Annotated in this window: 20 protein-coding genes and 3 tRNA genes; 10 read left to right on the plus strand and 13 right to left on the minus strand. The window is 71.2% G+C overall.

The window, feature by feature from the left end:
• Positions 1-898: LacI family DNA-binding transcriptional regulator (locus tag ABWK99_RS01205; RefSeq protein WP_372592861.1), on the plus strand; the 898-nt coding region annotated here is incomplete at its 5' end.
• Positions 899-1104: 206 nt separating this feature from the next.
• On the opposite strand, the gene ABWK99_RS01210 is transcribed toward ABWK99_RS01205, so the two are convergent.
• Positions 1105-1187 (minus strand) — tRNA-Leu (locus ABWK99_RS01210).
• A gap of 194 nt (positions 1188-1381) precedes the next feature.
• Between ABWK99_RS01210 and ABWK99_RS01215 the strand changes: the two genes are divergently transcribed.
• The 7 genes from ABWK99_RS01215 to pknB are packed head-to-tail and all read left to right on the plus strand — an operon-like array spanning position 1382 to position 10305.
• Entirely contained in the window at positions 1382-2089 is a 708-nt protein-coding gene (locus ABWK99_RS01215; protein ID WP_372592862.1) for an FhaA domain-containing protein, read from the plus strand.
• Between the two features lie 9 nt (positions 2090-2098).
• Positions 2099-2620 carry an FHA domain-containing protein gene (locus tag ABWK99_RS01220; protein WP_372592863.1) on the plus strand — a complete coding sequence of 174 codons (522 nt, stop codon included), beginning with the start codon at positions 2099-2101 and terminating at the stop codon, positions 2618-2620.
• Between the two features lie 7 nt (positions 2621-2627).
• Complete coding sequence (locus ABWK99_RS01225; protein ID WP_372592864.1) at positions 2628-3851, plus strand: Stp1/IreP family PP2C-type Ser/Thr phosphatase; 1224 nt, start codon at positions 2628-2630, stop codon at positions 3849-3851.
• A 34-nt stretch (positions 3852-3885) separates the two neighbouring features.
• Positions 3886-5418: an FtsW/RodA/SpoVE family cell cycle protein gene (locus tag ABWK99_RS01230; protein WP_372592865.1), complete on the plus strand. Its 1533-nt coding sequence runs from the start codon at positions 3886-3888 to the stop codon at positions 5416-5418.
• Complete coding sequence (locus tag ABWK99_RS01235) at positions 5415-6869, plus strand: peptidoglycan D,D-transpeptidase FtsI family protein (RefSeq protein WP_372592866.1); 1455 nt, start codon at positions 5415-5417, stop codon at positions 6867-6869. The genes ABWK99_RS01230 and ABWK99_RS01235 overlap by 4 nt, the downstream gene beginning before the upstream one ends.
• On the plus strand, positions 6866-8266 hold the full coding sequence (locus tag ABWK99_RS01240; protein WP_372592867.1) for a serine/threonine-protein kinase: 1401 nt from the start codon (positions 6866-6868) through the stop codon (positions 8264-8266). Before ABWK99_RS01235 ends, ABWK99_RS01240 begins: the two co-directional genes overlap by 4 nt.
• A gap of 2 nt (positions 8267-8268) precedes the next feature.
• The gene (pknB, locus tag ABWK99_RS01245) at positions 8269-10305 is read left to right on the plus strand and encodes a Stk1 family PASTA domain-containing Ser/Thr kinase (RefSeq protein ID WP_372592868.1); all 2037 of its coding nucleotides are present in this window, start codon (positions 8269-8271) and stop codon (positions 10303-10305) included.
• A 79-nt stretch (positions 10306-10384) separates the two neighbouring features.
• Here the strand turns inward: pknB and ABWK99_RS01250 are convergent, their stop codons facing one another.
• Genes ABWK99_RS01250 through ABWK99_RS01265 form a run of 4 tightly spaced genes read right to left on the minus strand, consistent with a single transcriptional unit; the run spans position 10385 to position 12690 of the window.
• Positions 10385-11035 (minus strand): aminodeoxychorismate/anthranilate synthase component II, encoded by a 651-nt coding sequence (locus ABWK99_RS01250; protein ID WP_372592869.1) that lies wholly within the window; start codon positions 11033-11035, stop codon positions 10385-10387.
• Position 11036: 1 nt separating this feature from the next.
• On the minus strand, positions 11037-11195 hold the full coding sequence (locus ABWK99_RS01255) for a hypothetical protein (protein ID WP_372592870.1): 159 nt from the start codon (positions 11193-11195) through the stop codon (positions 11037-11039).
• Positions 11192-11953, minus strand: coding sequence for a class E sortase (locus ABWK99_RS01260; protein WP_372592871.1), 762 nt, complete (start codon positions 11951-11953; stop codon positions 11192-11194). The genes ABWK99_RS01255 and ABWK99_RS01260 overlap by 4 nt, the downstream gene beginning before the upstream one ends.
• Positions 11950-12690 (minus strand): DUF881 domain-containing protein, encoded by a 741-nt coding sequence (locus ABWK99_RS01265; RefSeq protein ID WP_372592872.1) that lies wholly within the window; start codon positions 12688-12690, stop codon positions 11950-11952. Before ABWK99_RS01265 ends, ABWK99_RS01260 begins: the two co-directional genes overlap by 4 nt.
• 100 nt (positions 12691-12790) lie before the next feature.
• Here ABWK99_RS01265 and ABWK99_RS01270 point away from each other — a divergent pair, with 100 nt between their 5' ends.
• Entirely contained in the window at positions 12791-13036 is a 246-nt protein-coding gene (locus ABWK99_RS01270) for a cell division protein CrgA (RefSeq protein ID WP_372592873.1), read from the plus strand.
• 189 nt (positions 13037-13225) lie between these two features.
• On the opposite strand, the gene ABWK99_RS01275 is transcribed toward ABWK99_RS01270, so the two are convergent.
• Together ABWK99_RS01275 and ABWK99_RS01280 are read right to left on the minus strand one after the other, a co-directional pair.
• Entirely contained in the window at positions 13226-14080 is an 855-nt protein-coding gene (locus ABWK99_RS01275) for a rhomboid family intramembrane serine protease (RefSeq protein ID WP_372592874.1), read from the minus strand.
• Positions 14081-14089: 9 nt separating this feature from the next.
• Entirely contained in the window at positions 14090-14629 is a 540-nt protein-coding gene (locus ABWK99_RS01280) for a peptidylprolyl isomerase (RefSeq protein ID WP_372592875.1), read from the minus strand.
• A gap of 115 nt (positions 14630-14744) precedes the next feature.
• On the opposite strand from ABWK99_RS01280, the gene ABWK99_RS01285 reads away from it, so the two are divergent.
• Positions 14745-15962 (plus strand): hypothetical protein, encoded by a 1218-nt coding sequence (locus tag ABWK99_RS01285; RefSeq protein ID WP_372592876.1) that lies wholly within the window; start codon positions 14745-14747, stop codon positions 15960-15962.
• A gap of 73 nt (positions 15963-16035) precedes the next feature.
• On the opposite strand, the gene ABWK99_RS01290 is transcribed toward ABWK99_RS01285, so the two are convergent.
• The 6 genes from ABWK99_RS01290 to gyrB form a co-directional block, all read right to left on the minus strand.
• Positions 16036-16108: transfer RNA gene (locus ABWK99_RS01290), tRNA-Ala, on the minus strand.
• Between the two features lie 54 nt (positions 16109-16162).
• Positions 16163-16282, minus strand: a complete 120-nt coding sequence (locus tag ABWK99_RS01295; protein ID WP_372592877.1) for a DLW-39 family protein — start codon at positions 16280-16282, stop codon at positions 16163-16165.
• A 24-nt stretch (positions 16283-16306) separates the two neighbouring features.
• Positions 16307-16380: transfer RNA gene (locus ABWK99_RS01300), tRNA-Ile, on the minus strand.
• A gap of 82 nt (positions 16381-16462) precedes the next feature.
• Positions 16463-17071, minus strand: coding sequence for a DUF3566 domain-containing protein (locus tag ABWK99_RS01305; RefSeq protein WP_372592878.1), 609 nt, complete (start codon positions 17069-17071; stop codon positions 16463-16465).
• The gene (gene gyrA / locus ABWK99_RS01310) at positions 17068-19716 is read right to left on the minus strand and encodes a DNA gyrase subunit A (protein WP_372592879.1); all 2649 of its coding nucleotides are present in this window, start codon (positions 19714-19716) and stop codon (positions 17068-17070) included. Before gyrA ends, ABWK99_RS01305 begins: the two co-directional genes overlap by 4 nt.
• Positions 19717-19786: 70 nt before the next feature.
• Positions 19787-21829 (minus strand): DNA topoisomerase (ATP-hydrolyzing) subunit B, encoded by a 2043-nt coding sequence (gene gyrB / locus ABWK99_RS01315; RefSeq protein ID WP_372592893.1) that lies wholly within the window; start codon positions 21827-21829, stop codon positions 19787-19789.
• Between the last annotated feature and the right edge of the window lie 159 nt (positions 21830-21988).

Genomic DNA, 21988 nt, shown 5'->3' on the forward strand with positions numbered 1-21988 from the left:
CGGCGCTGACACCGCTGAACGCGTCCTGGCGGCCGCTGCTGTCCTCGGCTACCGGACGAAGCCGCACACCCAGCGCGGCTCGGTGCCGACCGGGATGATCGCACTCCTGCTCACGGACATCGCCAACCCCGGATACCTCGAGGTCATCCGAGGGTGCGAGGACGCTGCCTCGGCGGCCGGGTTCACGCTCCTCCTGGCGAACACCCAGGAGTCGGCGGCACGGGAGCGCATCGCGATGGAACGGGCGATCCCCAATGTCGACGGACTCGTCCTCACCAGCTCACGGATGACGGACTCCACGATCCGCCAGATCGCCAAGCAGCGCCCGACGGTCGTCCTGAACCGGGCAGTCCATGACGTGCCCAGTGTCGTCCACGACAACGTCCGAGGGATGCGCTATGCGCTGAACCACCTCGCCGAGCTCGGCCACCTCCAGGTCACCTACGTCGCGGGACCGGAGACATCGTGGGCCAACGGAATCCGGCTGAGGGCGCTACGCACCGTCGCGGCCGAACTCGGCGTCCACCTCAGGAGGGTCGGTCCGGTGGCCCCCACCGTCGACGGTGGAGCCCGGGGGGCCGACCTGTGGCGCGAGAACCCGAGCTCGGGCGTGATCGCCTTCAACGACCTGGTAGCCGTCGGCTTCATCAATGCGGCCCTGGCTCTCGGGATCCGGACGCCGGAGGACGTCAGCGTCGTGGGCTTTGACAACGCCAACGTGGCGGCCCTCGTCACACCTCGACTGACGACGATCGCCTCCCCTCTGCACTCCCTCGGTGAGACGGCCGTCAACAACGTCATCGCCATCATCGGCGGCGCGAACTCATGGACCGGAGAGCCGCTCGTGCTCCCCACCAAGCTCATCGTCCGGGAGTCCACAGATCGGCCCACGGGCTGAGGAAGCAGCACCGAGCCGTAGCCACTGAGCGCACGGCGCCGTCTAGGGCCGTCGAGGGCCGTCGAGGGCCGTCGACACGGTGACAGTCGGCCACCTCACAGCCCGCGGGTCGCGGGTCCTTCCCGGAACGGGCAAGTCCCGGCCGGAGAACCTCCGACCGGGACCTGGCCCAACCAACGGGCCCCAGTTGACCTAGGACCCCACTGTGCGCGAGGGGGGACTTGAACCCCCACGCCCTTACGGGCACTGGCACCTGAAGCCAGCGCGTCTGCCATTTCGCCACTCGCGCGCGCCGAGAAGATTAGCACGGAGCGACCCGCGCCCTCGCCGCGTGGGCGTGCTGCACGGTTGGGACCTGGTCGGACGGATACGATCGACTCCTACCGTGGGAACACAGGTCGTCGCACGGCGCCGACGCGCGTACGGGGAGCAGGGCCCCGCGTGGGCCGACCCGGACCGCTCGAGCGTACGGAAGGAGGTGGCATGGGCATTCTCGACCGCTTCGAGAAGGGCGTCGAGCACGTCGTCAGCTCCGCCTTCTCCCGAGGTGCCCGCGGCGAGGTCAAGCCCGTCGAGCTCGCCAGTGCGCTGCGCCGCGAGCTCGACGACCGCGTCGCGGTCTTCGGCCGGGACCGATCCGTCGCCCCGAACGAGTTCACGGTCGAGCTCTCCTCGGCTGACCTCGCCCAGATCGAGGCCTGGGGCGCCGAGCCGCTCGCCGACGAGCTCGCCGCGAACCTCACGCAGTACGCGACCCAGCAGCGCTACGCCTTCGTCGGTGCGGTCACCGTCACCTTCGTCGAGCAGGAGACGCTCGAGACCGGGCGCTTCCAGGTGCGCAGCGGAACCGTGCGAGGGGCCGTCGCCCCCGCCACGAGCGTCGCGGCGAGCGCGCGGCACCCGCTGGTCGACATCGACGGGCAGCGCTATCTGCTCACCGGCCCGGTCACGGTCATCGGCCGCGGCAGCGAGGCCGACATCATCGTCGACGACCCGGGCATCTCCCGGCGGCACCTGGAGATCCGCGTCACGCCCGACGGCGTCATCGCCTCCGACCTGGACTCCACCAACGGCACCTACGTCGAGGGTCACCGGGTGCCGGCCGCGACCCTCGTCGACGGCAACACGCTGACCATCGGCCGCACCCGCATCCTGTTCTGGACCGGCAGCGACGACGACGGGGACGGGTGACACCCGCGGATGAGCGAGCTGACGATCACCCTGCTCCGCCTCGGCTACCTCGTGCTGCTCTGGCTCTTCGTGCTGTCGGCCATCGGCGTGCTGCGCCGGGACATCTACGGGACCCGCATCGTGCAGCGACGTCTGCGCGTCGGCCCGAGTGCTGCCGCGCCGGTCAGCCCCGTCGCGACCCCTGCCGAGCCGGTCGGCCCGACCGGTCCGCTCCCCCGGCGGGAAGCACCGCGACGCGACGTCCCCTCGCGACTCGTCGTGACCGCCGGACCGCTGCGCGGCACCACCGTCCCCCTGGGCTCCTCGGCGATCCTCATCGGTCGGGCCCCGGCGTGCACCCTCGTGCTGGACGACGACTACTCCTCCCAGCGTCACGCCCGGGTGTTCCCCCAGGACGGGCAGTGGTTCGTCGAGGACCTCGGGTCGACCAACGGCACCTTCGTCGGCAAGACCCGCCTCGACCAGCCCACCCCGCTTCCCCTCGGCGCGCAGCTGCGCGTCGGACAGTCGATCCTCGAGCTGCAGCGATGAGTCGCCGATGACCCTCGCCCTGCGGTTCGCCGCCCGCTCCGACATCGGTCTCCTGCGCTCGAACAACCAGGACTCGGCCTTCGCCGGCCCGCACCTGCTCGTCGTCGCGGACGGCATGGGTGGTCACGCCGGCGGGGACATCGCGTCCTCCGTCGCCGTCGCGCACCTCGCCCCGCTGGACGACGAGGCCCATGGGCCCGACGACGCGCTGCACGAGCTCGGCCGAGCGATGGACGAGGCGCACGACGAGCTGCTCGCACGCGTCGAGGACAACCCGGAGCTGGCAGGTCTCGGCACGACGGTCACCGCGATCCTGCGGGCGGGCAACAAGCTGGCCATGGCCCATATCGGCGACTCCCGCGCCTACGTGCTGCGTGACGGCGTGCTCAGCCAGGTCACCACCGACCACTCCTTCGTGCAGCACCTGGTCAACACCGGGAAGATCACGGCAGAGGAGGCCGAGCGGCACCCGCAGCGCTCGGTCCTGCTGCGTGTCCTCGGCGACTTCGACATGGACATCGTCCCCGACTTCTCCGTCCGTGAGGCCAGGGCGGGTGACCGGTGGCTGCTGTGCTCCGACGGCCTCTCCGGCGTGGTGAGCGCGGAGACGATCGCCGAGACGCTCGCAGAGGTCACCGACCTGGACTCCTGCGCGGATCAGCTGGTCCAGCTCGCGCTGCGCGGCGGGGGCCCGGACAACGTGACGGTCGTCCTGGGCGATCTCGTCGAGGTCGACTCCCTCCCCGACGGTGGCGGCCCGACGATGGGCACCCAGGTGGTCGGTGCCGCCGCGACGGACCGGCACCGACCCACGCGCGGCGGCAGCGGCGCCGCAGGCCGAGCAGCGGAGCTCACCGCCCAGACGACCACCCCGCGCGAACCTCTCGACGAGGAGGTCCCGCCGCCCCGTCGTCTGGTCCGTCGACTGCTCCTCGCGCTCGGCGTCGTGCTCGTCCTCGCCGGGCTGACGGCCGCCGGTCGATGGGGCTGGGAGTGGACGCAGAAGCAGTACTACGTCGGCGTGGACGACGGCGCCGTGGTCATCTACCGGGGCATCCCGCAGACCGTCGGCCCCGTCGACTTCTCGCAGGTCGTGGAGACCAGCGGCCTGCTCGTCGAGGACCTGCCGTCCTACGTCCAGGACCGTCTCGAGCAGACGATCCCCGCGACCGACCTGCCCGACGCCCGGGACCGCGTCCGCGCGCTGCGCACAGAGGTGCAGGGCGGATGAGCTGCCCCGTCCAGCGGCACTGCCGAGGGCTGTGATGGCGACCGTCGCCCCGCACCGGGTGCGCCCCGGTCGTGCCCTCGAGCTCGTCCTGCTCCTCGTGGCGCTCGCCGTCGCGATCGCCGCCTACGCCCTCGTCGGGCTGGCCACCTCCGAGGCCCTGCCCGCGGACCTGGGCACGCACGCCGGCGTGCTCGCCGTCCTCGCGCTGGGCATGCACCTGGTGCTCCGCCGCAAGGCACCCTGGGCCGACCCGGTGATCCTCCCGGTCGCGGTCGCACTCAACGGCCTGGGCCTGGCGATGATCAGCCGGATCGACATCGCCTATGCGCTGCGCGAGCGGCAGACGGACTTCGGCGGGCGACAGCTCATGTGGACGGTCGTGGGCATGCTGCTCGCGGCGGCCGTCCTGTTCCTGCTGCGCGACCACCGCACCCTGCGCCGCTTCACCTACACGGCGATGGTGGCCGCTCTCGTCCTCATGGTCCTCCCGCTCGTCCCGGGGCTCGGCGCCAACATCAACGGCGCCCAGATCTGGATCCGGGTCGCCGGCGCCTCCTTCCAGCCGGCAGAGCTCGGCAAGATCGCCCTCGCGATCTTCTTCGCCGGCTACCTCGTCACCACCCGCGACACCCTCACGCTCGCGGGACGCAAGGTCCTCGGTCTCCAGCTGCCCCGTACCCGCGACCTCGGACCGATCCTCGTCGCCTGGATCGTGTCCCTCGGGGTGCTCGTCTTCGAGCGCGACCTGGGCACCTCGCTGCTCTTCTTCGGCCTCTTCGTCGCCATGCTCTACCTCGCGACCGAGCGGATCAGCTGGGTCGTCATCGGCCTCGGCCTCGTCGTCGGCGGTGTGGTCCTCGCGGCACAGACCTTCTCCCACGTCGCCGCGCGCTTCGACGCCTGGCTGCACGCCTTCGACAACTCGGTGTTCAACGCCTCTCCTGGCGGATCCGGGCAGCTCGTGCGGGGGCTCTTCGGGATGGCGAGCGGCGGCCTGTTCGGGACGGGGCTCGGCCAGGGCCGCCCCGACCTGGTGCCGTACGCCGAGTCCGACTTCATCGTCGCCTCGATCGGTGAGGAGCTCGGACTGACCGGACTGATGGCCGTGCTGGTCCTCTACCTCGTCCTGACCGAACGAGGGATGCGGACGGCCGTCGGCGTGCGCGACGGGTTCGGCAAGCTCTTCGCCGGCGGGATCGCGTTCACCGTCGCGTTCCAGTGCTTCGTCGTCGTCGGCGGGGTCACCCGGCTCATCCCGCTCACCGGCCTGACGATGCCCTTCCTCGCCTACGGCGGGTCCTCCCTCCTGGCGAACTGGGTGATCGTCGCGCTGCTCCTGCGGATCTCCGACAGCGCGCGCCGACCGGCGGACGCGCCCGGCCTGCCGACGCCCGAGCGGTCGCCTGGTGCCGCGCCCGCCGTGGCGGGCAGCAGCGGGCCGCGTCCCGCGGGGGACGACCAGGCGACCGAGCGGATCCGCCTGCGTGCCGGTTCGCCCGACTCGGGCACCGCCGGCGCGCGCCTCCCGGGAACGATCCGACCCGTGGCCGGGGGTGCCGGCGCATGAACACCCCGCTGCGCAGGCTGACCTCCGTCGTCGTCCTCATGTTCGTCGTCCTCATGGGCGGCGCCACCTGGGTGCAGTTCGTCCAGGCTCCCGACCTCAACAACGACAGCCGCAACGTCCGCACGCTGTACCGCGAGTTCGACCGCGACCGGGGGCCGATCGTCGTCGCGGGTACGGCCGTCGCGTCCTCGACGGAGGTCGACGACGCCTTCGGGTACCAGCGCTCCTACGCCGACGGCCCGCTCTACGCCCCGGTCACCGGCTACTACTCGCTCGTGTACCGGCGATCCGGTCTGGAGCAGGCGATGAACACCGAGCTCAACGGCTCGGCCGACTCGCTCTTCTACACCCGCATGCAGGACCTCATCACCGGTCGCCAGCCCCAGGGCGCCTCCGTGGAGCTGACGATCGACCCGGTCCTGCAGCAGGCGGCATGGGACGCCCTCGGCGACCAGCGCGGGGCCGTGGTCGCCCTGGACCCGAGCACCGGTGCGATCCTCGCGATGGTCTCCAAGCCCAGCTACGACCCGAACGTCCTGGCCTCCCACGACACGACGGCCGTCACCGAGGCCTGGACCTCGCTGATCGAGGACGAGAGCGACCCGATGGTCAACCGCGCGATCGCCGGTGACACCTACCCGCCGGGGTCGACCTTCAAGCTCGTGACGGCCGCGGCCGCGCTGGAGTCCGGGTTCACGGCCGAGACCCCCGTCCCTGCGCCCGACGTCTACACCCTCCCCGGCACGAGCACCACGCTGCAGAACTTCGGCGGCAGCTCGTGCAGCTCGAGCGGCGCGATGACGCTGAGCGACGCGTTGCGGATCTCCTGCAACACGGCCTTCGCGGAGATCGGTGTGCAGCTCGGGTCCGACGCGCTGCGCACGCAGGCCGAGGCGTTCGGGTTCGACACGGAGCTGTCGGTCCCGCTCAGCGTCACACCCAGCCGGTTCCCGGTCGAGGGCGCGATCGACGAGGCGCAGACGGCGCTCTCGGCGATCGGCCAGTACGACGTGCGGGTCACCCCGCTCCAGGTCGCCATGATCTCGGCGACGATCGCCAACGGCGGGGTCGAGATGACGCCGTACCTCGTCGACACCGTCCGCGACCAGGACCTGACGGTGATCGACACCACCACGCCCGCCTCTCTCGGCCGGCCGATCTCCTCGACCACCGCTGCCGCCCTGCGGGAGATGATGCTGAGCGTCGTCGAGAACGGCACCGCCACCACCGCGCAGATCCCCGGCGTCCAGGTCGCGGGCAAGACGGGCACCGCGCAGACCACCGACGGCGCCGCACCGCACGCCTGGTTCACCGGATTCGCCCCTGCCGACGACCCGAGGATCGCTGTCGCCGTCGTGGTCGAGAACGGCGGGAGCATCGGCGACGAGGCCACCGGCGGGAAGGTCGCAGCGCCCATCGCACGCGCCGTGATCCAGGCGGCGCTCTCATGATCGCCGAGCCGGGGCTCGCCCTGCACGGTCGCTACCGCCTCGACTCGCGGATCGCCGTCGGCGGCATGGGCGAGGTGTGGCTGGCCCATGACGAGGCGCTCGCGCGCGACGTGGCGATCAAGGTGCTGCGCTCGGAGTTCGCCGGGGACACCGGCTTCCTCGAGCGCTTCCGCACCGAGGCGCGCAACAGCGCCCGACTCTCGCACCCGAACATCGCCGCCCTGTACGACTACGGGGAGCAGGACGGTTCGGCGTACCTGGTCATGGAGCTCGTGCTCGGCGAGCCGATGTCGGACCTGCTCGACCGTCAGCCCGTGCTGCCCACGAGCCGGCTGCTGCCGATCCTCGCCCAGACCGCGCGCGCCCTGCACGCCGCGCACGTCGCGGGAGTCGTGCACCGCGACGTCAAGCCCGGCAACATCCTGCTGGCCACCTCCGGGCGGGTGAAGATCACCGACTTCGGCATCTCGATGGCGGCCAACCAGATCCCGATGACCGCCTCGGGCATGGTGATGGGCACCGCGCAGTACCTGTCGCCCGAGCAGGCCCTCGGCCGCGCCGCCACCGGCACCTCCGACGTCTACTCCCTCGGCATCGTCGCCTACGAGAGCCTCGTCGGGCACCGGCCGTTCACCGGCCCGACGGCGGTCGACATCGCGATCGCGCACGTCAACACGCCCGTCCCGCCCCTGCCCGAGAGCGTCGACCGCGAGCTCTCTGCCCTGGTCATGCGGATGCTCGACAAGGACCCGGAGCGCCGGCCCCGGTCGGCGGCCTCGCTCGCGCGGATGCTGGACGAGATGCTCGAGCGCACGCCCCCCGGCGGGATCCCGGTCGCCTCCGGTCGCCATTCCACGGGATCCCAGCGCCGCGTGACCAGCACGGAGGACAACCTCGTCCCGAGCACCGGTGGCCTGCCCGTCGAGCCGGCACCGCCGACCTTCGCACCCCCGCCGGTGCAGCCGACGTCCCACCCGGCTCGTATCGGCGTGCTGGAGACCGCCGTCGTGCCCGGCAGGGCTGCCGAGGAGGCCGTCGCCCCTGTCCCCGACGAACCACCGCCGCGATTCACCCCTCCGCCCGGCACCCGCCGCCACGCCACGCCGCTCTCGGCGCCCCGCCGCTCCTGGCGCGACCTGCGCTCACGCCGCTGGTTCGGGATCCCCGCCCGGGCGGCCGTGCTCGCGCTCGTCGTGCTCTGCGCGCTCCTCGGAGCAGCGCTGGCGGCTACGCTCTGGGGGTCGCCTCCTGCGACGACAGGCTCGAGCGCGAGCGGAGTGCTCACCTCGACCGACGCGATGTCCCACAGCGCACAGGCGCGGGATGGGATGATCGTGAACGACCTCGCCGCGGGCACCCGGCGAGCACAGCAGACAATGACAGCGAGGGACCAGTAGTGGTGGACGACGCACCTCGGATCCTCGGCGGCCGCTACGAGGTCGGCGAGCTCATCGGTCGTGGAGGTATGGCCGAGGTCCACATCGGCCACGACACCCGGCTCGGACGCACCGTGGCGATCAAGATCCTGCGTTCGGACCTCGCACGCGACCCGTCCTTCCAGGCGCGGTTCCGCCGCGAGGCCCAGGCTGCCGCCTCCCTCAACCACCCCGCGGTCGTCGCCGTGTACGACACGGGCGAGGACGTCAGCACCGAGCCCGGCGGAGCCATCGCGCACGTGCCGTTCATCGTCATGGAGTACGTCGAGGGCCACACCGTGCGGGACATCCTGCGCGACGGCGCTGCCGTGCCGATCGAGGAGGCCGTCGAGATCACCGCCGGGGTCCTCTCGGCACTCGAGTACTCCCACCGCGCCGGGATCGTGCACCGCGACATCAAGCCGGCCAACGTCATGCTGACGCCGACGGGTGCCGTCAAGGTCATGGACTTCGGCATCGCCCGCGCCATGGCCGACGCGGCCGGGACGATGACCCAGACGCAGGCCGTCATCGGGACGGCGCAGTACCTCTCGCCCGAGCAGGCGCGCGGCGAGCAGGTCGATGCCCGCAGCGACCTGTACTCCACCGGTTGCCTGCTCTTCGAGCTGCTGACGGGCCGCCCGCCCTTCATCGGGGACTCCCCGGTCGCGGTCGCCTACCAGCACGCCCGCGAGGAGGCGCAGCCGCCGACCACGTTCGCGGCCGACGTCCCCGAGGCGCTGGACCGCATCACCATGAAGGCCCTCGCGAAGGACCGGGAGAACCGGTACCGGACGGCAGCGGAGTTCCGCAACGACCTCGAGGCCGTGCTGCGCGGCGGTGCCGTCAGCGCACCGGCCGTCGGCGCCCTGGCCGCCGAGACCGCCGTGCTGCGCCCGCCCATGGCGGACCCCGGCCCGCCCACCGCGGCCACGCAGGTGCTCGGCGCCACCCCTGGACCTGCGCCTGCCACCTCCCCGTGGGGTCCGGTCGGTCGGGTCGCCACCCCCGTCACCACCCCGGCGACCACCGAGCCCCCCGCCACCTCGCGGCGCTGGTTGCTGTGGACGCTCATCGCTGTCGCCGTCCTGGCGATCGGCGGGATCATCGCGCTCCTGGTCGCCAACGCCGACCGCGGCCCGGACCAGGTGACCGTCCCGGACGTCGCCTCGATGGAGCAGGAGGCCGCGAGGGCGGCGCTCGAGGAGCTCGGGCTCACCGTCTCACCGACCACCGAGCCGAGCACGACGATCGCCAGCGGTCTCGCCATCCGCACCGACCCGGCCGGCGGGGAGTCCGTCGACGTCGGCAGCACGGTGTCGCTGGTCGTCTCCTCCGGGGCAGAGGCCGTCACCCTGGAGGACCTCGAGGGCTACACCCCTGATGCGGCGGTGAACTGGCTCGTCGAGCGTGGCTTCCCCCGGAGCAGCATCACCCGCACGACGGAGGACAGCGGAGAGGTCGAGAAGGACAAGGTCATCCGTACCGACCCGGCCGCCGGGGAGAGCGTCGACCCGACGACGCAGCAGATCACCATCTACGTCTCGACCGGTCAGGTCCAGCTCAAGGACTACGTCACCAGCCAGACGCCCTACGACGAGGCCGTCGCCGAGCTCGAGGCGCTCGGGCTCACGGTGGTCCCCGCCGAGGCCGAGAGCGCCGACGCACCTCCCGGGACGGTCATCGCCCAGCAGCCGAGCGCCGGGCCGGTGAACCAGCGCTCCGTGGTCACCCTGACCAAGGCCATCGCCCCGACCGTCGAGACCGTCGCGGTTCCCGGCGGACTCATCGGCATGACCTGCACGGACGCCCTGAACGCCCTCGGCTCGAGCGAGCTCAACGGTCGCTGCGAGCAGTCCGACGGCACGCAGGCCGCCGGTCAGTGGGTCGTCATCTCCGCCGATCCGGGCAGCGGCACGATCGTCAACGTCGGCGACCTGGTGACCCTCGTGGCCGAGGAGCCCGCACCCGATCCCGACGCCAGTGCCGGCACGGGCGGGTCCACCACCTCGGGCGGCTGAACCCAGCACCCCTCATCGGACGAGGCCGCGGACCCCACCGGTCCGCGGCCTCGTCCGTCGGTCCGTGCGCCTCGCCGGGTCAGACCGTGACGGTGTGGCGGACCAGGGGCGCCATGCCGGCGGACCGCTCCACGGCACCCTCGAGCCCGCAGATCTCCAACCAGTTGGCCAGCAGTCGGTGGCCACCCTCGGTGAGCACCGACTCGGGGTGGAACTGGACGCCGTGCAGCGGCAGCTCCCGGTGCTGCAGGCCCATGATCACACCCTCCCCCGCGGCCGTGGTGGTCCGCGCGGTGACCACGAGCTCGTCGGGGACGGTCCCGTCCACGACGGCGAGCGAGTGGTAGCGCGTCGCAGTGAAGGGGCTGGCCAGGCCGGCCAGCACGCCGGCACCTTCGTGGCGGACGGCGCTGGTCTTCCCGTGCATGAGCTCGGGGGCGTGGGTCACCGTCGCACCGAAGACCTCGCCCAGGGCCTGGTGGCCGAGGCAGACGCCGAGCATGGGCTGGGCGGCGTCCGCGCAGTCGCGGATGACCTCCATGGATCGACCCGCGTCGCGTGGGGTCCCGGGCCCGGGAGAGATGAGCACCCCGTCGTAGCCGGAGCGCTCGGCCGACCCGGGCACGGCGTCGTTGCGCACGACGACGGTCTGCGCCCCGAGCTGGTCGAGGTAGCCGACGATGGTGTAGACGAAGGAGTCGTAGTTGTCGACGACGAGGATCCGGGTCATCTCACTCCACAGTGATCTCGGTGAAGGGCATGAACGGCTCGATCGCCGGGAACACCCAGGTGAAGCACACGGCCACGACGGCGACCGCCATCGAGGCGAGCAGGAGGACGCGCAGCCACACCGGACCGGGGAGCACGCGCCAGAGCCATCCGTACATCATGCGCCATCCTCCGACGGATCGACCGCATCGAGTGCGGTGGGGGTCCCCTCGGAGACCGGCAGCCAGGACTCCAGCTGCGAGTGGACGATGAAGCGCTCCCTCGCGCTGAAGAGGGGATGACAGGTGGTCATCGTCATCTGCGCGACGGTCGGCACCGCTCCGGGTGCCTCGGGCACGGGGTCGATGACCTCGACGGCGCTGGGGGGCACGACCTCGGTGCTCGTCACCCGGTAGACGTACCAGGTGCTCTCGGTGCGGACCACGAGGGCGTCGCCGATCTGCAGCTCCTCGACCCGGTTGAACGGCTTGCCGTAGGTCGTGCGATGACCGGCGACGGCGAAGTTGCCGATCCCGCCCGGCATCGCCGTCCCGTCGTAGTGCCCGATCCCGAGCCGGTCGAGGATGTCGCGCTTGGTGGTCCCCTGGCTGATCGGGCTGGGTTCGCCGCCCCAGCGCGGCACCTGCAGGGTGGCGAAGGTGACGCCATGGGCAGGGACGTCCATCACGGGGGCAGGGTCCGTGCGCTCGACGGGACCGGCGTCCTCCGTCGGGGGCGGGCCGGCCCAGCCGAGGTCCTCGACCACCTGGGCCTGGACACGCTGACCCTCGACATCCGTCCACCACAGCTGCCAGACGAGGAAGAGGCCGAGCAGCACGCCGAGCGTCAGCAGCAGCTCACCGAGCGCACCGATCACCGTCGCCCGCGCCGCGAGGGGGGCCGTCGACCGGGTGGTCGAGCGGTGGGCTGCTCGCGTCACGAGGCCGCTTCGGGTGTGCTGGCGTACCGGAGCTCCGCTGCGCCGTCGTAGGCGGGCAGCGTCATCTCGTCCTGCTCGGAGACCCCCCACCCCAGACCGACGACGTCGACGTACTGAAGGTAGGTGGCGACGTCGGGATCTGCCTCGAGGGCTGCGCGCAGCGTCTCCTGGTCACCGATCGCGCGGACGACGTACGGCGGGGAGTACCGCCTGCCCTGGAGCAGCAGGACGTTGCCGATGCAACGGAACGCGGAGGTGGAGACGACCCGCTGGTCCTGGAGGCTCATCGCCTCCGCCCCACCGGCCCACAGTGCGTTGATCACGGCCTGCAGGTCCTGCTGGTGGACGACGAGCATCGATGCGGTGACCCAGTCCGGCCGCGTGCCCGTTGCCGGGGCGTCGCTGAGCCGGACCTCGATCCCCGGTCCGCTGACGGCGACGAAGCCCGCCGCGAGGGCGAGGTCGTCGGCGGCGTCGGACTGTGCCGGGGCGAGGTCGATCTGCTCGTCGGTGAGGCGGTCGACCTCGGCCCGCAGCTCCGCGACGGTGGCAGCCGCCTCGTCGGCGCGGTCCGACTCCGCCTGGACGAGGCCCGGGAGGTCCTGAGGTTCGCGGCTCTCCGACCCACGGGCGAGGTTCACGTTCGCCGCGAAGAGGAGCCCGGCCAGCACGAGGACGAGTCCCACCGCATAGGAACCACGTCGTGGGACGCGCGAGGCGCGGTGCCCGCTGGTCATGTCTCTCCTCGGCGACGGGGCCGGACCGTCACACGACTACGCTAGTCGACGTCCGTCGCGGCGCCGAGGTGCCGTCCCCCGCACGATCAGGAGGCGCACCGTGCCCGAGTCGCGGTCCCGCAAGAAGCCGAACATGACCCCGCCGCCCGCAGCTGCGGCCCCCAAGGCGAGCCCGCGGTGGCTCGCTCCGACGATGATCTCGCTGATGGTCACCGGGCTGGTGTGGGTCGTGATCACCTACCTCAGCAGCGCGCAGTACCCCGTCCCGGGGATCGGGCAGTACAACCTGCTGATCGGCTTCGCGTTCATCCTCGTCGGTTTCGGGATGACGACGCGCTGGCGCTGACCCGGCGCGTTCTTCCCCAGGGAGTGGACAGCTCTGTGGATAACTACAGCGGTGTAATTCCACAGCTGTGAGCAAAGGTGGGGACAACCGCGGCTGCTCGCACCCTCTCGCGGAGCGCGCTTCTCGCCGGGCCGCCGAGGGGCGCCCGCCGGGCTCGGACGGCGGACGTCAGGGGCCCGGCCGCGGATCTCAGCCGACTGCGTAGGCGAGGAGCGGCAGCACGACGAGGACGGCGCCCGTCAGGGCGACCGCGCCGAGGCCCGTGGCACGCTGCTTGCCCTTCGGCGCCAGCATGTACGCCGCGCCGAGCGCCAGGCCCACGAGGAACCCGCCCACATGGGCCTGCCAGGAGATGCCCGGCACGAGGATCGGGATGGCGGCGTTGATCGCCAGCACGACGAGGATCGACCGTGCGTCGCGCTTGAGCCGCAGCAGGACGATCAGCACGATCCCGAACAGGCCGAAGACCGCGCCGGAGGCTCCGTAGACGCCGGTGACCCAGCTACGGGCGTCGGGCGAGGCGAGCAGGAGCACCATCACGCTGCCGCCGAGGGCGGCCAGGAGGTACGCGGCGGTGAACCGCCACCTGCCGAGGAGCGGCTCGAGGAACTGCCCGAGCACCCACAGGGCGTACATGTTGAAGCCGATGTGCAGCAGGCTGCTGGGGGAGTGCAGGAACGCCGCGGTGAGGAACCGCCACGGTTCGCTCTCGCCGAGGAAGGGTGCGAACACCCAGGCGTTGATGAAGGTGTCCCCGCTGACCTGCTCCACGAGGAACGCCAGGAGATTGAGCCCGATGAGCGTGTAGGTCACCAGGGGTCGGCCCGAGCGGACCCGGCCCCCGACCACCGTCGTCGTCGGGCGTACGGCACTCTGCGCCTCGCGGACGCAGTCGACGCAGTGCACCCCCACCGCCGCCGTCCGCTGGCACTCGGGGCAGGTCGGACGTCCGCAGCGCTGGCAGCGCACGTAGGCGACCCGGTCCGGGTGTCGGGGGCAGACGGGAACGACGCCCGCGTCGGACGGCGGCGTGGGGATGGTCATGCGATGGGGTCAGTCCTCGACCGTGACCGAGGTGATCGTCACGTCCTGCACGGGGCGGTCGCCCGCCCGCGTGGGCGTGGTGGCGATCGCGTCGACGACGGCGCGCGACTCGTCGTCGGCCACCTTGCCGAAGATGGTGTGCTTGCCGTTGAGGTGGGGGGTCGTCGTCACGGTGATGAAGAACTGCGAGCCGTTGGTGCCACCGACGTTCCCGGTGATCGGGTCGCGGCGCTTGCCGGCGTTGGCCATGGCGAGCAGGTAGGGCTCGGTGAAGCCGAGCTCCGGGTGGATCTCGTCGTCGAAGGTGTAGCCCGGGCCGCCGGTTCCGGTGCCCAAGGGGTCGCCGCCCTGGATCATGAACCCGTCGATCACGCGGTGGAAGATGACGCCGTCGTACAACGGGGCGGTGCTCTCGGCGCGCGTGCGGGGGTCGGTCCAGGTCTGGGTGCCCGTGGCAAGGCCGACGAAGTTGCGCACCGTCTTGGGTGCATGGTTCGGAAGGAGCTCGATGCGGATGTCACCGGCAGTGGTGTGAAGAGTCGCGAACATGCCCTCATCCTCGCACGACGGGCCGACGCAGGTCCGGCAGCGGGAAGGCATCGGTGGCAGCATGGAGCACGGACCGTCCGGTCCGACCGATGTCCGCTGACCTGGGGAGTCGACCATGTTCGACCGTGTCCGCCGTCCCGCACCCGAGTCCCTCGACGCCGAGCGGCTCAAGAGCCAGGCCGCGGAGGTCGGTGCGGCGCTCGCGGACGCCGCGCAGCACGCGAGGGAGGCGGCCCGACAGGCCGCCGGATGGGCCGCTCCACGCGCCAAGGATGCCGCCGAATGGGCGACGCCTCGCGCCAAGGAGGCCGCCGCGCACGCCGCCGAATGGGCGAGCCCCAAGGTCGAGGCAGCAGCCGAGTGGGCCACGCCCCGCGCCAAGGAGGCCGCCGCGCACGCAGCCGAATGGGCCGGGCCCCGCGCCAAGGAAGCGGCCGGTCATGCCGCGGAATGGGCGGCGCCGAGGGTCGAGGCAGCGGCCGAGTGGGCCACGCCTCGCGCCAAGGAGGCCGCGGCGCACGCCGCCGAGTGGGCGAGCCCCAAGGTCGAGGCAGCCGTCGAGTGGGCGACACCCCTCGTGGAGAAGGCCATCCGCGAGGCCAGCGAGCGAGCGACTCCCGTGGTCGAGCGGGCCGTGGAGCGTGCGAGCGAGGTCGCCGCTCCGCTCGTCGACTCCGCACACGACCGGTTCGTCGACGAGGTCCTGCCCAAGGTCACCGCCGCCGTCACGACGGCCGTCACCGCTGCCGCCGAGAGCGCCGATCGCGTGCGCGACTCCGCGGACCTGGCCCTCGGCCACGTCGTCTCGACGCCGGCACCGAAGAAGTCGCACAAGGGAGCCGCCGTCTTCTGGACGATCACCGGTGTGGCGGCCGCCTGGGGAGCCTTCGTCGCCTGGCGCAGCAGCCGGCCGACGACCGACCCGTGGGCCGAGGAGCCCTGGGAGCCGGTCGACGCCGGGGACCGCTTCAAGCACCGCGCCGCAGAGGCCCGCGAGGAGCTCACCGGAGTGGTCAGCGACATGAAGCACGAGCTGGAGGACGCGGCGGAGGTCGTCGGCGAGGTCGCGGGCGAAGCCGTCGCCAAGACCCGCGAGACGACTGAGAAGGCGCGCGAGGCGGCCGAGCGGGCCGCGGAGCGGGCCAAGGAGGCCACCGAGAAGGCGTCGGCGCGTGCCGCCGAGGTGACGAGGGAGGCCACGGAGAAGGCCCGGAAGGCCGCTCCCAAGCGCCGTGGTGCCGTCGAGGGCGGCACGGATGCCCCGGAGGCGGGCGCGGAGGACGCCGGTGCTGCGGACGCGGTGACGGAGGAAGGCGTGAAGCCTCAGGACTGACGAACCGGCTGCGCCCGGGCTCCGGCCCGGGCGCGGCCGGGAACGGGTGCGCCCGATGGGTCGGTCGTCTGGGTGGAGCCAAGGGGACTCGAACCCCTAACCCCCTGCTTGCAAAGCAGGTGCGCTACCAATTGCGCCATGGCCCCGATGCCCCGGACGGGGCGTTGTGCTCTCAGCTCCGGCGGATCACTGCGTCCGTCTCAGTGCACCTCGTCGGTGACCTCGCGCCACAGATCCCGCTCGTCGTGGTCCTCGGCGTAGGTGCGCCATGCGGCGTACCCCGCCCCGAGAACGAGCAGTGCGATGAGGAACTTCTTCATCCGTCCTCCGACTGGGAGTGGGAGTGGGCCTAAGAGGACTTGAACCTCTGACCTCTTCCTTATCAGGGAAGCGCTCTAACCGTCTGAGCTATAGGCCCGTGCATCCGTCGACACGGCGCCGGATGAGACTACAGCAGGGGGCGGGTCCTCCCCAACTCGGGTCGTCGTCCCCCGCGCGGCTCAGTCGTCGGTGAGGGTGAGGTGCAGACCCCCCACGAGGGCGGCGACGATGTTGTACAGGAAGGCGCCGAGCGTGGCCAGCGCCGTCAGCAGGACGATGTCGACCACGCCGATGACCGTCGCGAGCGAGACCGTCCGACGGAAGGACACGGCATCGAGGATCGCGTACTTCTCGTCACCTCCGAGGGTCACGATCATGTCGTTGACGTTCGTGAACACGTTGAGACCGTCCAGGGTCTGCCAGACCACCGCGGCAGCGACGACGAGCATGATCCCCGCGGCGACGGCCAGGAGGAACGAGAGCTTCATGACCGACCACGGGTCCACCCGGGCGATCGCGAGCCGCACCCGGCGCGGAGCGCCGTCGTCGTCGACGGTCTCGACGGAGGGCCGCGAGGCCGGTCGGGGAGCCGGTGCGGGGCGGTCCTTCCCGGCGGCCGGGCTCTCCGGCGCGGAGCCGGCTGCACCCGTGACCGGGACCACACCGATCGGCTCGTCGGGGGTGAACGTCGCACGGCCGGATGCGGTGCCCTCTGCTGCTGCCGGCGGAGTCACCCGGCCAGGGGTGCTGCCGCTCGGCGCGATCGACGGTGGCTTCTGCTCGCTCACTGCTCTCCCTCGGTCGCGGTCGGGGTGGCGACACCGCTCTCGACCGTGACACCGGCCTCGGTCTCGGCCTCGGTCTCGTCGGTCTGCTCGGGGTCCACGGTAGCCGCATCCCCGGCGAGCGTGCGCTCGACGTTGCGGGCCACCGCGAGGATGCGGTCCCCGCTGTCGGGCTTGGCGAGGATCACCCCGGTCGCGTCACGGCCGTGGACGGGGATCTCGTCGACCACCGAACGCACGACCTTCCCGCGCTCCATGACGACGAGGATCTCGTCGCCCGGTCCCGCCATGAGGGCGCCGACCAGGCCGCCCCTGTCGTCCGGAAGACGGGCGGCCCGCACACCGAGGCCACCACGATTCGTGCGGCGGTACTCGAGGTTGCCGTCGGAGTTGACCCGGTGCATGTCCGAGCGCTTGGCCGTCCCCCCGTCGGTGACGGTGACCAGGAAGGACTCGGGGGAGATGACGTCCATGGCGAGCAGCTCGTCGCCCTCGCGGAACCGCATCCCGGTGACCCCGGAGGTCGCGCGTCCCATCGGTCGCAGCTGCTCGGCCGTCGCCTCGAAGCGGACCGCCTGGCCCTTGCGGGAGACGAGGAGGAGCTCGGAGTCCTCGTCGACGAGGGCGGCCGAGACGAGCTCGTCCGACCGGCCCTCCTCGTCCTCGCGGAGGTTGATCGCGATGAGCCCGCCGGACCGGTTGGAGTCGTACTCCGCCAGTCGCGTCTTCTTCACCAGGCCGCGACGCGTCGCCAGCACCAGGTACTCGGCCTGGTCGTAGTCCCGCAGGTCGAGCACCTTGGCGATCTGCTCACCCGGCTGGAAGGCGAGCAGGTTCGCCACGTGCTGGCCCTTGGAGTCGCGGCTTCCCTCGGGCAGCTCGTAGGCCTTGGCGCGGTAGACCCGACCGAGGTTCGTGAAGAACAGCAGCCAGTGGTGCGTGGTGGTCACCCCGAAGTGCTCGACCACGTCGTCCGCCCGCAGCTGCGCGCCCTTGACGCCCTTGCCGCCACGCTTCTGCACGCGGTACTGGTCGCTGCGGGTGCGCTTGGCGTAGCCGCCGCGGGTGATCGTCACGACGATCTCCTCCTCGGCGATGAGGTCCTCCATCGAGACCTCGCCGTCGAAGGGCAGGATCGTCGTGCGGCGCTCGTCGCCGTAACGGTCGACGATCTCGTCCATCTCGACCCGGACGATGTCCCGCTGACGCTGCGGGGTGGCGAGGATGTCCTCGTAGTCCGCGATCTTGACCATGAGGCCGTCGTAGTCGTCCGTGATCCGCTGGCGCTCCAGGGCGGCGAGGCGTCGCAGCTGGAGGTTGAGGATCGCCGTCGCCTGGACCTCGTCGACCTCGAGCAGGGACATCAGGCCGGCACGTGCCTCGTCCACGTCGGGGGAGCGGCGGATCAGGGCGATGACCTCGTCGAGCAGGTCGAGTGCCTTGAGGTAGCCGCGCAGGATGTGGGCGCGTTCCTGGGCCTCACGCAGCCGGTACGTCGTGCGTCGCACGATGACGTCGAGCTGGTGGGTGACCCAGTGCCGGACGAACGCGTCGATGCTCAGCGTGCGCGGGACGTCGTCGACCAGCGCGAGCATGTTCGCGCCGAAGGTCTCCTGGAGCTGGGTGTGCTTGTAGAGGTTGTTGAGGACGACCTTTGCGACCGCGTCACGCTTGAGCACGATGACCAGGCGCTGCCCGGTGCGACCGGAGGTCTCGTCGCGGATGTCGGCGATCCCCTGGATGCGGCCCTCCTTGACGAGGTCCGCGATCTTCGCCGCGACGTTGTCCGGGTTGACCTGGTAGGGCAGCTCGGTGACGACGAGGCAGATCCGGTTGTGGATCTCCTCGACCGTGACGACGGCGCGCATGGTGATCGAGCCGCGGCCGGTCCGGTAGGCGTCCTCGATCCCTCGGCGACCGAGGATCGTCGCGCCGGTGGGGAAGTCCGGTCCGGGGATCCGCTCGACGAGGGCCTCGAGCAGCTCCTCCTTGGACGCCTCGGGGTTCTCCAGGTGCCAGCGCACCCCGGCGGCGACCTCGCGCAGGTTGTGCGGCGGGATGTTCGTCGCCATGCCGACGGCGATTCCTGCGCTGCCGTTGACCAGCAGGTTCGGGAAGCGGGCCGGAAGCACCGCCGGCTCCTGGGTGCGCCCGTCGTAGTTGTCGCGGAAGTCGACGGTCTCCTCGTCGATGTCGCGCACCATCTCCATGGCGATCGGCGCCATCTTGCACTCGGTGTACCGCGGGGCGGCAGCCGGGTCGTTGCCGGGGGAGCCGAAGTTGCCCTGGCCGGCGACGAGCGGGTAGCGCAGCGACCAGTCCTGCACGAGGCGCACCAGGGCGTCGTAGATCGCCGAGTCGCCGTGCGGGTGGTACTTGCCCATGACGTCGCCGACGACGCGGCTGCACTTGGAGAACTGACGGTCCGGACGGTAGCCACCGTCGTACATGGCGTAGAGGACACGGCGGTGGACGGGCTTGAGACCGTCGCGGACGTCCGGCAGGGCGCGGCCGACGATGACGCTCATCGCGTAGTCCAGGTAGGACCGCTGCATCTCCAGCTGCAGGTCCACCGAGCTCACCCGGTCGTGGAGGACCTCCTCGAGCTCCGCCGGCAGGCCGGCGTCGGGGGGAGTCTGCTCGCTCACCGTGTACCTCGTCTTTCGTCTGTGCCGTGCTCAGTGGTGCAGGGGAGGGCCGCAGGCCCGACATGCCTCCTCAGATGTCGAGGAAGCGCACGTCCTTGGCATTGCGCTGGATGAAGTTGCGTCGCGACTCGACGTCCTCGCCCATGAGGATCGCGAAGATCTCGTCCGCCGCTGCGGCGTCATCCAGGGTCACCTGGAGCAACGTGCGCTGGGCCGGGTCCATCGTGGTGTCCCACAGCTCGGAGTAGTCCATCTCGCCGAGGCCCTTGTAGCGCTGGATCCCGTTCTCCTTGGGGATGCGCTTCCCGCTCGCCTGGCCTGCGGCGAGGAAGGCATCGCGCTCCCGGTCGGAGTACACGTACTCGTGCGCGGAGTTGCTCCACTTCAGCCGGTACAGCGGCGGCTGCGCGAGGTAGACGTGACCCTGCTCGATGAGGGGGCGCATGTACCGGAAGAGCAGGGTCAGCAGCAGGGTCGCGATGTGCTGGCCGTCGACGTCGGCATCGGCCATCAGGACGATCTTGTGATAGCGGAGCTTCTCGATGTCGAAGTCCTCGCCGATCCCCGTCCCGAAGGCCGTGATGAGGGCCTGGACCTCCTGGTTGCCCAGGGCACGGTCGAGACGAGCGCGCTCGACGTTGAGGATCTTCCCGCGGATCGGCAGGATCGCCTGGGTCCGCGGGTTGCGGCCGCGGACGGCCGAGCCGCCGGCCGAGTCACCCTCGACGATGAACACCTCGCACTCGACGGGGTTGTTCGACTGGCAGTCGCGCAGCTTGCCCGGCATACCGCCGGACTCCAGCAGACCCTTGCGCCGGGTCGCCTCGCGAGCCTTGCGTGCGGCCATCCGGGCCGCAGAGGCCTGGATGGACTTGCGGATGACGTCGCGCGCCTCGCCGGGGTGCGCGTCGAGCCAGTCGCCGAGCTGCTCGTTGACGACGCGCTGGACGAAGGTCTTCGCCTCGGTGTTGCCGAGCTTGGTCTTGGTCTGGCCCTCGAACTGGGGCTCGCCGAGCTTGATCGAGATGACGGCCGTCAGGCCCTCGCGGATGTCGTCACCCGTGAGGTTCTCGTCCTTCTCCTTGAGGAGGTTCTTCTCCTTGGCGTACCGGTTGATCAACCCGGTCATCGCCGCCCGGAAGCCCTCCTCGTGCGTCCCACCCTCGGTGGTCGAGATGGTGTTGGCGTAGGTGTGCACGGACTCCGAGTAGGCGGAGGTCCACTGCAGCGCGATCTCGACGGAGATGCGGCGCTCGGTGTCCTCCGCCTCGAAGTCGATGACCTCGGGGTGGACCAGCTCGACCTTCTTCGCGCCGTTGAGGTGCTTGACGTAGTCGATCAGACCACCGTCGTAGCGATAGGTCACGGTGCGCTTGGACGACTCCGGAGCGGCCGGCTCCTCCTCGTGGACCGTCACCTCGTCCTCGGTGTCGACCTCCTCGACGCGCTCGTCGGTGAGCGAGATCTGCAGGCCCTTGTTGAGGAAGGCCATCTGCTGGAAGCGTGCGCGCAGCGTCTCGAAGTCGAAGTCGGTCGTCTCGAAGATCACGTCGTTGGGCCAGAAGGTGACGGTGGTCCCGGTGTGATCGGTCGCGCCGAGCTCGGCGAGCGGGGCCTGGGGGATGCCGTCGCGGTAGTCCTGGGTCCAGATGCTGCCCTTGCGGTGCACCTCGACGCTCAGGCGGTGGGACAGCGCGTTGACCACGGAGACGCCGACGCCGTGCAGACCACCGGAGACGGCGTAGCCCGCACCGCCGAACTTCCCGCCGGCGTGCAGCACGGTGAGCACGACCTCGACGGCCGGCTTGCCCTCGCTCTCCACGATGTCCACCGGGATGCCTCGACCGTTGTCGACCACGCGCACGCCGCCGTCGGCGAGCAGGGTGACCTCGATGTGGTCGCAGTAGCCGGCCAGCGCCTCGTCGACGGAGTTGTCGACGACCTCGTAGACGAGGTGGTGCAGACCGCGCGGACCGGTGGAACCGATGTACATCCCGGGACGCTTGCGCACCGCCTCGAGGCCCTCGAGCACGGTGATCGCGCTCGCGTCGTAGGCGGGCCGCCCGTCCGGGGTGACTGCCGGCTGCTGGATCGCCTCGGGGTTCTCGGGCACGGCAGGACTCTGGTCAGCCACGGGCGGTGGTGCTCCTCACGGTGCGGCGACCGGACGCGGACGTCCGGCAGGTCGGGCACGATCGGGCGGCGGGCAGGCAGGCTGGGCGCTCACGGCGACCGGCCCGCCGCGGCGCGAGTACCCGGATGTACCTGCTGA

Origin of the sequence: Actinotalea sp. (assembly GCF_041597215.1) — a bacterium.
Taxonomy (GTDB): Bacteria; Actinomycetota; Actinomycetes; order Actinomycetales; family Cellulomonadaceae; genus Actinotalea.

Excerpts from the sequence above, each read along its gene's own strand:
- ABWK99_RS01215 (WP_372592862.1), top strand. The coding sequence starts at position 1,382 with ATGGGCATTCTCGACCGCTTCGAGAAGGGCGTCGAGCACGTCGTCAGC.
- ABWK99_RS01220 (WP_372592863.1), top strand. The coding sequence starts at position 2,099 with ATGAGCGAGCTGACGATCACCCTGCTCCGCCTCGGCTACCTCGTGCTG.
- ABWK99_RS01225 (WP_372592864.1), top strand. The coding sequence starts at position 2,628 with ATGACCCTCGCCCTGCGGTTCGCCGCCCGCTCCGACATCGGTCTCCTG.
- ABWK99_RS01230 (WP_372592865.1), top strand. The coding sequence starts at position 3,886 with ATGGCGACCGTCGCCCCGCACCGGGTGCGCCCCGGTCGTGCCCTCGAG.
- ABWK99_RS01235 (WP_372592866.1), top strand. The coding sequence starts at position 5,415 with ATGAACACCCCGCTGCGCAGGCTGACCTCCGTCGTCGTCCTCATGTTC.
- ABWK99_RS01240 (WP_372592867.1), top strand. The coding sequence starts at position 6,866 with ATGATCGCCGAGCCGGGGCTCGCCCTGCACGGTCGCTACCGCCTCGAC.
- ABWK99_RS01250 (WP_372592869.1), bottom strand. The coding sequence starts at position 11,035 with ATGACCCGGATCCTCGTCGTCGACAACTACGACTCCTTCGTCTACACC.
- ABWK99_RS01255 (WP_372592870.1), bottom strand. The coding sequence starts at position 11,195 with ATGATGTACGGATGGCTCTGGCGCGTGCTCCCCGGTCCGGTGTGGCTG.
- ABWK99_RS01265 (WP_372592872.1), bottom strand. The coding sequence starts at position 12,690 with ATGACCAGCGGGCACCGCGCCTCGCGCGTCCCACGACGTGGTTCCTAT.
- ABWK99_RS01275 (WP_372592874.1), bottom strand. The coding sequence starts at position 14,080 with ATGACCATCCCCACGCCGCCGTCCGACGCGGGCGTCGTTCCCGTCTGC.
- ABWK99_RS01280 (WP_372592875.1), bottom strand. The coding sequence starts at position 14,629 with ATGTTCGCGACTCTTCACACCACTGCCGGTGACATCCGCATCGAGCTC.
- ABWK99_RS01285 (WP_372592876.1), top strand. The coding sequence starts at position 14,745 with ATGTTCGACCGTGTCCGCCGTCCCGCACCCGAGTCCCTCGACGCCGAG.
- ABWK99_RS01295 (WP_372592877.1), bottom strand. The coding sequence starts at position 16,282 with ATGAAGAAGTTCCTCATCGCACTGCTCGTTCTCGGGGCGGGGTACGCC.